This window comes from Colwellia sp. BRX10-4, assembly GCF_014077465.1.
GTDB lineage: Bacteria > Pseudomonadota > Gammaproteobacteria > Enterobacterales > Alteromonadaceae > Colwellia_A.
In genome coordinates, this window is the sequence record NZ_JACGVZ010000001.1 from 229,038 (window position 1) to 241,601 (window position 12,564).

Annotated in this window: 11 protein-coding genes; 4 read left to right on the forward strand and 7 right to left on the reverse strand. The window is 36.5% G+C overall.

Features of this window, described 5'->3' with window-relative positions; genetic code table 11:
• The first annotated feature begins 34 nt into the window (after positions 1–34).
• Both mazG and H4J67_RS01115 read left to right on the forward strand, forming a co-directional pair.
• Positions 35–850 (forward strand): nucleoside triphosphate pyrophosphohydrolase, encoded by an 816-nt coding sequence (gene mazG, locus H4J67_RS01110; protein WP_182176228.1) that lies wholly within the window; start codon positions 35–37, stop codon positions 848–850.
• On the forward strand, positions 847–1,653 hold the full coding sequence (locus H4J67_RS01115) for an enoyl-CoA hydratase-related protein (RefSeq protein ID WP_259368445.1): 807 nt from the start codon (positions 847–849) through the stop codon (positions 1,651–1,653). The genes mazG and H4J67_RS01115 overlap by 4 nt, the downstream gene beginning before the upstream one ends.
• Before the next feature lie 107 nt (positions 1,654–1,760).
• On the opposite strand, the gene H4J67_RS01120 is transcribed toward H4J67_RS01115, so the two are convergent.
• From H4J67_RS01120 to H4J67_RS01140, 5 genes are all read right to left on the reverse strand, one after another.
• Positions 1,761–2,489 carry a YebC/PmpR family DNA-binding transcriptional regulator gene (locus H4J67_RS01120; protein WP_182176227.1) on the reverse strand — a complete coding sequence of 243 codons (729 nt, stop codon included), beginning with the start codon at positions 2,487–2,489 and terminating at the stop codon, positions 1,761–1,763.
• A gap of 300 nt (positions 2,490–2,789) precedes the next feature.
• The gene (locus H4J67_RS01125) at positions 2,790–3,719 is read right to left on the reverse strand and encodes a PDC sensor domain-containing protein (RefSeq protein WP_182176226.1); all 930 of its coding nucleotides are present in this window, start codon (positions 3,717–3,719) and stop codon (positions 2,790–2,792) included.
• 176 nt (positions 3,720–3,895) lie between these two features.
• Positions 3,896–4,033 (reverse strand): hypothetical protein, encoded by a 138-nt coding sequence (locus tag H4J67_RS01130; protein WP_182176225.1) that lies wholly within the window; start codon positions 4,031–4,033, stop codon positions 3,896–3,898.
• A gap of 35 nt (positions 4,034–4,068) precedes the next feature.
• Complete coding sequence (locus H4J67_RS01135; protein ID WP_182176224.1) at positions 4,069–4,587, reverse strand: hypothetical protein; 519 nt, start codon at positions 4,585–4,587, stop codon at positions 4,069–4,071.
• Positions 4,588–4,712: 125 nt separating this feature from the next.
• A complete protein-coding gene (locus H4J67_RS01140) occupies positions 4,713–5,594 on the reverse strand; it encodes a LysR family transcriptional regulator (protein WP_310650680.1) in 882 nt (293 codons plus the stop codon).
• Positions 5,595–6,554: 960 nt separating this feature from the next.
• Between H4J67_RS01140 and astB the strand changes: the two genes are divergently transcribed.
• Positions 6,555–7,892 carry an N-succinylarginine dihydrolase gene (astB, locus tag H4J67_RS01145; RefSeq protein ID WP_182202617.1) on the forward strand — a complete coding sequence of 446 codons (1,338 nt, stop codon included), beginning with the start codon at positions 6,555–6,557 and terminating at the stop codon, positions 7,890–7,892.
• A gap of 105 nt (positions 7,893–7,997) precedes the next feature.
• Here astB and glsB read toward each other — a convergent pair whose 3' ends face one another.
• A complete protein-coding gene (gene glsB, locus H4J67_RS01150) occupies positions 7,998–8,930 on the reverse strand; it encodes a glutaminase B (protein ID WP_182176221.1) in 933 nt (310 codons plus the stop codon).
• Between the two features lie 765 nt (positions 8,931–9,695).
• Complete coding sequence (gene ltaE, locus H4J67_RS01155; RefSeq protein WP_310650679.1) at positions 9,696–10,733, reverse strand: low-specificity L-threonine aldolase; 1,038 nt, start codon at positions 10,731–10,733, stop codon at positions 9,696–9,698.
• A 262-nt stretch (positions 10,734–10,995) separates the two neighbouring features.
• On the opposite strand from ltaE, the gene H4J67_RS01160 reads away from it, so the two are divergent.
• Positions 10,996–12,510: a leucyl aminopeptidase gene (locus tag H4J67_RS01160; protein ID WP_182202619.1), complete on the forward strand. Its 1,515-nt coding sequence runs from the start codon at positions 10,996–10,998 to the stop codon at positions 12,508–12,510.
• Positions 12,511–12,564: the final 54 nt, after the last annotated feature.

Consider the following 12,564-nt stretch of genomic DNA (forward strand, 5'->3'; position numbering starts at 1 on the left):
TGTATTTTATCTACTTTATGGAAAATGTATAAATATGTTAACTGAACAAGCCTCAATGAATAAGCTACGTTGGATCATGACCGAGTTACGCGACCCTAAAACAGGTTGTCCGTGGGACATCAAACAAGACTTTGTTTCGATAGTACCGCATACCATTGAAGAAGCCTATGAAGTTGCTGATGCGGTCATTGACGCTGTTGAACAGCAAGACTTCTCAGAATTAGAAAAAGAATTAGGTGATTTGTTATTTCAGATTGTTTTCTATAGTCAGCTCGGGCAAGAACAAAAACAATTTGATTTTGACAGTGTCGTCGCGGCCATTTGTGAGAAACTCATTCGTCGACACCCTCATGTCTTTGGCGATAAAAATCTAACATCTGATGCAGAAATTAATGCCAATTGGGAAAATGAAAAAGCGCAAGAAAGACAACAAAAAAACCTCAACGAACACATCAGTATTTTAGCCGATATCCCGCGAAACTTACCCGCACTTTCTCAAGCCGCTAAAATTCAAAAACGCTGCGCACATGCTGGTTTTGACTGGCATAATATTGAAGATGTCTTTGCTAAGGTTGTCGAAGAAGTCGAAGAAGTTCATCTTGAAATTGAGCAAAATAATCCGCAAGCGCTCGCTGAAGAGTTAGGTGACCTAATGTTTGCCGTTGTCAATCTTTGTCGCCATGCCAAACAAGATCCTGAGCAGTTATTACGCCAAGCAAATCAGAAATTTACAAAACGGTTTCATGGTGTTGAAAAACAAGTGGCAAGCTCTGGCGTAGAATTTGAACAACATTCGCTAGTAAAACTTGAAGAATATTGGCAACAAGTCAAACTTGATGAGAAACAATGATGAAAGAAAATCTTCCCCAATTAACTGACTGTCTACTCGCACTAGATAATAATATTGCTACGCTAACCTTCAATCGCCATGACGTGCGTAATGCGCTAACAAGTACCACAATTGCTGATGATATTGTTACCACCGTCGAATGGGTTAATAAAACGTCTACTGTGGCTGTGCTGATTATTACCGGTGCCGGCTCTGCGTTTTCATCGGGGGGAAATATTAAAGATATGGCTGAACGTGGTGGTGATTTTGCTGGTGACGTACAAGAACTTGAAGCTCGTTATCGTCAAGGAATACAGCGTATTCCACTAGCATTACATAAATGTGAAGTCCCTATCATTGCTGCTGTTAATGGCGCTGCAATCGGTGCCGGTTTCGATGTTGCTAATATGTGTGATATCAGAATCGCCTCAACAAAAGCTAAGTTTGGCGAAACCTTTGCTAACTTAGGTCTTATTCCAGGTGACGGTGGTGCATGGTTTATGCAGCGTGTTATTGGTTATCAAAAAGCCGCGGAGTTAACTTTTACAGGCAGAATAATTAATGCTGATGAAGCGAAAGAAATGGGGGTGGTGTTAAATGTTGTTGATGCTGAGTGTTTAATGGATAACGTTATGGCTTTAGCAAATGATATTGCCAGTAAACCAACGGCGGCAATGCGTTTAACTAAGCGGTTAATGAAAATGGCACAACGTACTGACTTACCAGACTTTCTTGACATTTGTGCGGTATTTCAAGGAATGTGTCATAACAACCCTGAGCATTTAGACGCGGTAAACGTGATGATGGAAAAACTGGCTAAATAAAGGGGCGGTACCCTTTAACATCGATTATCCTGTAAGGTTGATACGTACTGATATGGTAAAAACAGGATGCCTGAGAAAATACATCCTGAACTTAATACTCTTACAGATTACGACTCTGCAATATCGGCATTATGATAAACGTTTTGTACATCATCACAATCATCTAACATAGCGATGAATTTCTCGAAATTTGCTGTGTCATCTTCACCGGTAATTTCAGTGTAGGTTTGCGGTACCCAAGTGATTTCTTCAACTTCTAAATCAAACTCTGGCATTGAATTAGCAAATTCAGTTTTTATTTTGAAAAACTCAGTATGTGGTGCATAAACAGTAATGATACCGTCTTCAAGTTCAACATCTGTTATATCAATGTCAGCCATCATTAAGGTTTCTAAAACAGTTTCATCATCTTCACCTTGAAAAGCAAAGACAGCTTGATGATTAAACATGTGAGAAACGGTGCCCGATGAACCAATTTTAGAATAGGTCTTGGTAAAACATTGGCGAACATCTTTAATCGTTCTATTACCGTTATCCGTTAAACAATCAATAATAACCATACAGTTACCTGGACCAAAACCTTCATACCTTGCGGCAACAAAATCTTCGCCTCCAGCACCCGATGCTTTCTTTATCGCATTTTCAATCACGTGAGTAGGTACTTGATCTTTTTTAGCTCTATCGATTAAGCCACGTAGTGTTAGGTTACCATCTGGGTCAACACCGCCTTCTTTGGCACTTACATAAATTGCTTTACCGTATTTTGAATAAACTTTAGTTTTTGCGCCTGCTGTTTTCGCCATTGATAATTTGCGATTTTGGTATGCTCTGCCCATCTGAATGCATCTCGTCGTTCTTAATAGATTGATGGGCTAGATTCTACCCGCTGAAGTCAATTTTGACTAGCCTGTAGTGAATTAATCATCGATATTTTTATTTTTAACGTCATTAAATCATAACTAAGGGGCTTGAACTCTTGGTTAACTAATGACGCAAAATATTGCTAAAGATAAATAGATATGACTTTAGTAAAACCTTAAATAACTTCTGACAGTAGTAACAGTGAATATTTTCATCCATTTAAGTGAAATAGACACTAAGGTAATCTTTTTGTTTATTATCTTCACTGAAAAGCGTTATTTTTTGAGTAGTGTTTCTGCTTTTGCGCCAAGGTAAACATATAGGCCTAACCCAACAAGTAGGCCAACTGAAGTAGCCATCATAGCAACAGCATTAACTAAATATTCAGGAGAGCCAAGTACTGACTTAAACATTAGCAATAAAGCTTCTATTGAAACAGCAATTAAGATAGTGGCAATAAATCGAGTGATTGTTCGTCTTGTTGAACTATGGCGTAATATATCTTTTTGCATTAATACTTCTTCTTCTATCGTTGTTTTGCCTAAATCAAAAATGGCCAGTGCTAAGGTGAGAAAAATAATAATACCAAAAGGTTTTATTTGTAGATCTTCAGGGGTTGGTGAGAGTAATAAATTAACTATTTCGCTACCGGCAGAATATAAAAGAATACCAACAATAAAGAATAGTCCAACGACAATACATGAATAGACACTGACGAAAAAAGGATGGAATTTTTTTCTTTTTACATCACCCATTAAAAATTCAATGGCTTGAGCTAAGTTAATATCAATCACCAATACACCAATAACATCGCCACTTTTATTAGCATATTTCATTGATGTAGAAATACATAGATTATGGCTAGAGGTTGATAAATAAGGCTCAGTAACAATGATGGTATTATTTTTATCTGCCTTTGTATAATAGGGGCGATAAGAGCGGTCTATCCCAAGGCCTTCGGCAATACCTTTATTTATATTATTTTTCTTAGAAATATTTTTACTACTTTGAACGCCATCGCTATCTAAAGTGAACATCAACTCAATAAAAGGGTAATGTTTAGTTAGCCAGTTCATTGAAGTTTTTAGCAGGGTTTCATCTTTAAAAAAGTTTTCATCAAAGGCTCCTGCGACGATTGACGCCATAAGTTCATGAATAGCATTATGATATTCATGATATCTATCTATTACACTTATATAATTCATTAAACTCTACTTTGATGATAAATATTACTTAGGGGGAGTAGTAAGTTGAATAGGGTTAACCTACTGGTATTTATATTATGAGTAAGCTGAGTGGAAAAGTAGCAACGCCATTGATACCCTTAAATATTTAGCATCTTCTGGTTTCGTTGCTACTGTTTATTAAATAAGCCATTCATCTACCTTGGTTGTCGAATTTCGTTAAAATTTTGGCTATTTTCTGTTTCTTCAACATCCCACTGACTAACAGATAAGTGCTTGATGTTAATGAGTAAAGTCGTAAAAGATAAAATACTGTTTAGCATTCGTTTAATCATGTTATATCTCCTATAAGCTAATATTAAGTTATTGATTAATCTGCAATCAGTGGTGACGTTTTTGAAAGTGATGCCAATCGATATGCTTTTTGCTTGATGATTTTTAAGTTACCTAACGTAATCGTGTTTTCATCAATTAATATCGCTTGGTTTAAATCAGCTAAAGCACCGTTAAGATCATTGTTTTTGTACCTTGAAATACCACGATTACTGTAACTTAATGACTTAAGGTAAAGTGCATTGGTGTTATTTAACTTCATGGCTTCAATACTGTCGATTGCGGCAGTACATGCTGACTCTGACTGTACTGCATTATCTGCTTGCAAATAGGCAACACATAAACTCATATGACTGTTATATGAACTTTCATCTTGATGGCGTTTAGTGAGTTTCTTAATGCTTTTATTAAAGTTACCTTTAACAATATCTTGAGTACCTCTGGTATCTTTAACTACCGCAACTTTTAATGCGATGTCACTTTCAAAAGCTGATACAGGGTTACTTACTAGTAAAGTTATCAATAATGGGGTTAATAAAGCTAATGTAGTTTTCATTTTTTTTCTCTCTATTTAAAAGCGCATCCAGTTGATGCAGGTCTACTATAGAAATTTTCATCTCGCGAGACAAACGATTAAAATCGACGTATTGAGTGAATAAATTTCATCCATCATTGGCATCGTTATCCGTTGTTATTGGCGAAGGTTTCTTTAACCCAGTCAGCAAATAAAGTTAGCTCAGTTTTATTTTCCATATTTTCATGTTGGATCAAATAGTATTTGTCATTGGTATTGAGTTCTTCATCGAAGAGTTTTACTAATAACTGTTCAGTAAACCATGTTTTACTGATTGGAAGAGGCACTAATGCTATGCCCATTCCTTGTTGAGCCGCTCGTGCAACGCCAAACATACTGTCAAACTGTATAATTTGTTTTGGATCAAAATCATTAATATTGACGTTGTCGGCCCATTGATGCCATGACCAAGGACGAGAGCGATGTAAAATCAGTGGGGTATTTCTTAATGCCGAAGTCCCCATGCTTTTAAGTTTTTTATAAAGTTTTTTATTACAAGCTGGTGTATAACGCACAGGGAATAATTCATGAACAATACTCGCATTTGGCTTGCCATTCGCCAATACTATTGATAAGTCAGCAATTTGTGAGGGTTCGCTGCCTGATTTTATCGTTTCTAATTGTAAGTTTATTTCTGGATTTTTTTCAGACCATGTACTTAACTGGGGAATAAATAACTCACTGGCAAAAAACTCAGGCAAACTAATGACAATAGTTTTATTTTGTTGATTATGAGTGAACTCCGAAATTGTTGATTCAAGCTGATGAATTATCGGTTGAATAGATTGATAAAACTGTTTCCCTGAACTGGTTAGCTCTATTGAACGTGTTCCTCTTTTAAAGAGGTCAAAACCTAATTGTTCCTCTAGCTGTTTTATTTGATGGCTAACCGCTGAAGGTGTTAAAAACAATTGTGCGGCAGCATGTTTGAAGCTTAAACATTTTGAAGCCACGCAGAATGACCGTAAACCACGGATGGGTGTTTGAATAGGCATGTGAGTAAAATAAATTGATGAAGACAGATAGTAATAGCAATAGTTATACCAAAGTGTAACTAGTTGATATTATTGTTAATACTTTTTTTGTAAAGCGGCCGTTTTTTTTGGTTTGCACCATGTTGGTTCATTTGCACTATAAGAACAATCTGTTTATAGAATTATAAGCAGAAAAAAAGGACATCAATGATGTCCTTAAATGTAGCAGTTTAGCAATACAAACAGGTGTTTTAAAGAATCTATAAATTATTATTAGAGCGACTCAACAAACAACTGCATCGTAAATTGATTTATTAGGCACAGCAAACGAGATAAATTCATTCGATGGATCAATATTTTTCACCTATAAAATTAAATGGGAATAAATCATGCTATTAAAAAGGTATTTTTTACCAATCAACATAGTGTAATCAAGGGCGTTGTAAAATTATTAGCAAGTGTCAGTATTCAGTATAATTGAGATCAATAATACTCATTCGTTAGAAATTTATTCGCTAGGCACAGTAAGTAAGATCCATTTTATAAAAGTTAGCTTATTTAATTGCCTAGCTAAAAAAAAGCTAAAAAAAAGGACATCAAATGATGTCCTTAAAATGAAACAATTTAACAATATAAGCAGTACTATTAAAGAATCGGGGAAGATTCAAAATACAAATGCATCGTAAATTGATTCGTCAGTCACAGCAAACGAGATAAATTCATCTGATAGGTTAACTTTTTTCATCTATCAATTTTTATACAATTAATAAGTGTTTTCGGGCTTATAGCCCTTATGATATTTATATCTTATACGCTTTATTTACATTATATATCGTTGCAGGTTATGTTCAGTTATGGCGCTATTACTATTGATAAATTAAACGTTAATATAAAAGTTTTATATATTGATGATCAATATTTTGATTGGTGCGTATTTTATTATATTGTTAAAAAAATTAAAAAGTTGAGGTAATAATGAAAAGTTTTGAAGTGAATTTTGATGGTTTAGTGGGCCCAACCCATAATTATGCGGGTCTTTCTGAAGGGAATGTTGCCTCATTATCAAATACCAATAACAGCTCAAACCCTAAAGAAGCAGCCTTGCAAGGTCTGAAAAAAATGAAAGCGTTGCACGATATGGGGTTAAAACAAGGTGTATTTGCCCCTCAAGAACGTCCTGACCTATATACACTTAAAAGGTTGGGCTTTCACGGCAGCAATGCACAAATATTGTCAGCAGCTTATGAAGCTTCGCCAACACTACTCGCCGCCTGTTGTTCTGCATCAACGATGTGGACAGCCAATGCGGCAACCGTTTCTCCATCAGCGGATACGGTTGATAAAAAGGTCCATTTTACCTCAGCTAATTTAGCGAATAAGTTTCATCGCTCACTCGAACCTGAAACGACCAGCAAAATCCTTAAAGCTATGTTCAACGATGATAAGTATTTTCAGCATCATCAGCACCTTAACGATAATGAACACTTTGGTGATGAAGGGGCTGCTAACCATACGCGATTATGTGAAGGCTATGGAGATGGCGGTATAGAGATCTTTACTTATGGTCGTTATGCTTTTAATCGAAATAAACCAGCACCCGTTAAGTTTCCTGCTCGTCAAACGTTGGAGGCTAGTCAGGCGATCGCAAGATTACATGGCCTTTCTGAAGATAAAGCTGTTTTTGTTCAACAAAACCCCGATATTATCGATCAAGGTGTTTTTCATAATGACGTGATTGCCGTCGGTAACCAGAATGTTTTTCTTTACCATGAGCAAGCATATTTAAATACGGCAGAATTCAAAGCCGAAGTTACTCGAAAGTATAACGGCGAAAAGCTGCACTTTCTTGAAGTTTCAACCGAGCAAGTGTCGATTGAAGCGGCGGTTAATACCTATTTATTTAATACTCAAATTGTCACATTAGCTGATAATTCTATGGCTATTATTGCCCCGATGCATTGTCGGGAAAATAGTCAGGTTAATCATTACCTACAAACATTAATTGCCGGTGATAACCCAATAAATCATGTTGAGTTTTTTGATGTCAATGAAAGTATGAAAAATGGTGGTGGTCCGGCATGTTTACGACTAAGAGTTGCGCTCACCGAGCAAGAGTTACTTGGGGTTAATCCTGACTGCTTGCTAACACCAGCATTATATAACCGATTAGTGACTTGGGTTAATTGTCATTATCGCGACAAATTAGTCATAGATGATTTACGAGACCCACAATTAATTATTGAGTCGCGCACGGCATTAGATGAACTTTCACAAATCTTATCTTTAGGTGCAGTTTATCGTTTTCAACAATAATTATATACTTGCACAATAAGTGACTTTGAGCAGCCGTTTTTAACTAGAAACGTGCTGCTTTTAGTTAACCTAGGTATTTAAGACACAAATAGCTGATGCCAGCGATTAATGGTAAATAGATAAGCCTAATTCTTCTGCAATACCTTCTACTAACTTCATACCAACAACAGAATTACCAAAACTGTTTAACGGTGGGCTCCATGTACAGATCACGCCATAATTTGGCACGATAGCAATTAAACCACCACCCACACCACTTTTAGCGGGTAAACCGACAGAAAAAGCGAACTCACCAGATTGATCATACATACCACTGGTTGATAATATTGCATTAACGCGATGTGCATCTTTTGGACTACAAATAACCTGTTTTGTTAATGGGTCGACACCTTTGTTGGCTAAAAATAGTAAACTTTGCGCGAGCTGCTCGCAACTCATGCTAATTGAACACTGAGTAAAATAATGGCTGAGTACATCAGGAATTTCGGCTTCAATATTACCAAAGCTTTTCATTAAGTAGGCTAGGGCGGCATTACGATTACCATGGGTGAATTCAGATTGATAAACTTCAAGGTCAACACGAATGTCTTCATTGTTTGCTAGCTTCCTAACAAAGCCTAAAAAAGCCAACTTACTTGCTGAGTAATGACTGGTTAATACGTCAGCCACTAATAAAGCACCCGCATTTATTACCGGATTTCTAGGAATACCTTTTTCCCACTCCAACTGAATAATAGAATTGAAAGGTTGACCTGAAGGCTCCATTCTCACACGTTGCCACAAAGAATCACCTAGGCGATTCATGGCCATCACTAAACCAAATACTTTTGAAATACTTTGAATAGAAAAAGCGTGCTGATAATCACCGGCGCCAATTGTTTTTCCGTTAATGGTAGCGACTGCGATGCCGGCAGAGTCGGCTTTTACGCTAGCAAGAGCAGGAATATAATCGGCTACTGCGCCCTCGACAAAGCTATCACGATAAGAAAGCAGTAATGCGTTTAGCTTACCTTGTAAGTCAACTATATTGTTTTTCATATAATGGCTCGATGTTAAAAGTGCAGAAGCGTTATTATGCACAAAATAAATTTAAGATGTTGCCTTAAATAGACTTATTTTCTTTGCCGTTTGCAAATGAATTTTATAATGTAATGTAAATTTACAGAGAAATAAGTGGTATAAAAATCATAGAATAATTACTTTTGACAATTTAATGTTTTAGTTTGCTGTTTTAGTTTGCTGTTTTAAATGAGATGAAATTTATTTATTGTTTAAATCTATCTTAGTTTTTTTCGAAACATCTATTAGTAATAAGATTTATTTAATCAAAAAAACAGAAATCAATGTGTTGTATTATGAAACCATCCCATTCATTAAAAAGGGTCAATATGTTTTTGTAGTGTAAGCACTTGCTTGTTCATTGCGTAGTTTTGCGGGCTTAATCGATTTTAGAGTAATACCTCTGGATGAATACCAGTGATAATAGTATTATTGGTTTAAATGACACCTTACAGCTGATGGTGTTTTGGTTTTAATACCGATACCGATGGCGCATTAGACAGTTATGGTGTTTTTGAAAAGGTTGGTGGTGGCAAAGAATCGGGTAATTCAGACTTTCTCAGTTCCTATGGTAAAAAGTATGATATTACTGCAACTAATATGAATCATCATTTTTCTTAATCAGGCTTCTGAGAAACTTATCAATTTGATTTTTCGTATATCAATTATTTAATATATCGAGTAGAAATAACTAAAAAATAATCGAATGCGAATAGCATTATATTTATTTTTTAGTTAAAAAATTTAACCTACGCTTGTTAATTGATTTTTTACGGCTGCAATAAAGCTATCGATATCTGTTTTACTAATATCTAAGTGGGTTACCAAGCGCATGTTTTCACTGGGTGATATTATAATGTTCTTTGTTTTTAGCGCATTAGCCATGGCATTAATATCGATAGATCTGTTAACCTTTACAAAGACCATGTTAGTGGTGACTTGCTCTACATTAACGGTAAATCCGCTAATGCTATTAAGTTGCTCTGCCAAGTAATAAGCATTTTCGTGGTCAATTTTAAGTTTTTCAACATTTTCGGTTAATGCTATTTTAGCGGCTGCGCAGAGAATACCCGCTTGACGCATTCCACCACCAAGCACTTTTCGCCATCTTCTTGCCTGCTTTATGATTTGCGTTGAACCTAGCAATAATGAGCCAATTGGTGCGCCTAAGCCTTTAGATAAACAAATTGACATGCTATCAAAATATTGGGCTATCTCAGTAATATCTACGTCTAATGCGGTCGCAGCGTTGTATACGCGTGCACCATCTAAATGTAAGCTTAATTGATGCTTATTAACAAACTCGCGCAGTTCTGCTAAATAGTGTAACGGCAGTACTTTACCGTTAATGGTATTTTCAATGCTAACCAGTTTTGTGTGAGCAAAATGCGAATCATCAGGTTTAATTGCTTGGGCAAGCTTAGTTAAGCAAAGGGTGCCATCTTTCTCATTTTCTATCGGTTGTGGTTGAATTGACCCTAGTACTGCAGCACCACCACCTTCAAATTTGTAGTTGTGGGCTTGTTGGCCACACAAATACTCGTCACCTCGCTGGCAGTGTGCCATTAAGGCGAGTAGATTTGCTTGTGTCCCTGAGCTACAAAAGAGTGCAGCATCAAAGCCATGACGTTTGGCAGACCATTGCTCTAATTCGTTTACGGTTGGGTCGTCACCATAAACATCATCACCGACCTCTGCCTGTGACATTGCATTACGCATTTTAAAGGAGGGTCTTGTTACGGTGTCAGAGCGAAAATCAATCATGTTAAATCCAAGTGCTATATTAATAGCAAGAAAGTATAAACGTTTATACCACCCTAAATATAGGTAATTAACACCATTTTTAAAAAGACATACATTGATAATGTTTTTTATTAAATACCAGATAAAAAATCAATGATATTAATCTTTAATAATAATTAATTGATCACTATAAGATCATATATTATAAAGATATTTCCTTTGAAATAGTCATTGAACTAATACGACTTCTATTGTCGTATATATTGATATTATTCTTATTACCCATCAAATAGAGGTTTTTATGTTGTTAAAACGTACCACCAGTTCAGTTGTTTTAGGCGCTATGCTTGCTAGTACAACGGTACTGGCAGAAACAATAACTTTTGCAGATTCTGTTACAACAGTTGCAGATACCTTAGTTATCTTTCATACAAAAGAGGGAAAAAATAGTGACTTCTCTGCATTCGATAAAGAAAGTAAAGGTCACTTAAGTAAAGCAGTGAAAGCAGAAGATTTTAGCAGTGAATACGGTAGTTTTTTACAAGTCGTTGCACCTTATGGTTTACATTATGACCGTATTTTAATTGTTGGAACAGGGCCACAAGCACAACTGAGTAAAGATAAGTTGACCGCTTTGGGTGGTAATTTATTGGCTAAATTAGACACTAAATTAACTAAGGTTATTAAAGTATCAACTGATGATTTAGTGTCTAGCAATACTGCAGCATCTTTATTGGCACATGGTGTAAGTTTACGCGCTCATCGTTTTGAGCAATATCACAATGAAAAGCGTAGTGAAAAAACGTTTATGTTTGATGTTGAAAATGGTGAGCAAGCTCAAGCCGCGTATGCTCCATTAGCTAATATCGAGCAAGGTGTATTTTTAGCGCGTGATTTAACCAGTGAAGTACCCACAGAGATGACACCTGTTGATTTCGCTAATGCGGCAAAAGAGTTAAAAAAACTCGGTGTTGAAATAAAAGTGTTAACACCTAAACAGATTAAAAAATTAGGTATGGGAGCACTTGAGGCTGTTGGTCGTGGTAGTAAAGAAGGGGCACGTTTAGTTGTTGCTCATTATCAAGGCAACAATGAGACACCGATCGCTTTAGTGGGAAAAGGTATTACCTTTGACTCTGGTGGCTATAGTATTAAAACAGGCGCATCTATTGCCCGAATGAAGTCGGATATGGCTGGTGCAGCGGCAGCCTTAGGGACTATTAAGGGACTTGCTTTAAATAAAGCTAAAGTGAATGTTGTTGCTGTCATGGGGATGGCGGCTAATATGGTCTCTCAATTTTCTATAGCACCTGGTGATGTCGTTAAAACAGCAGAAGGGCTAACGGTAGAGGTGGTTAATACAGATGCAGAAGGGCGCTTGGTTTTATCTGATGCACTTTGGTATGCGCGTCAATACTATAAGCCAGAAATCATGATAGATTTAGCTACTTTAACGGGCTCAAAAGTTCGAGCATTAGGTGATCGTTATGCTGGTTTATTCTCAGATGACGAAGCGTTAGTTACCGAATTAACCTTTGCAGGTAAACAAGTGAATGAAAATTTATGGCGATTACCGCTAGGGTATAAAGATATGCTTGAAACGGACATTGCTGATTTAAAGAATACTGGTTCAGGTGGACCAGGTGCAACCACAGCAGCCAGTTTTCTCCAGTACTTTGTTGGTGATGTACGATGGGCTCATCTTGATATTGCTGGTAATGCCCTTAGCAGTAAAGCAAAAGATGAAGTACCCACCGGCGGTACAGGCTTTGGGGTGAGGTTATTGTCTGAATGGTTAATGACTAAAGAAAAATAGTATAGGGTTATTAACTGAGCAACACAAAAATTGACTTTATTAAAAATAGACGGG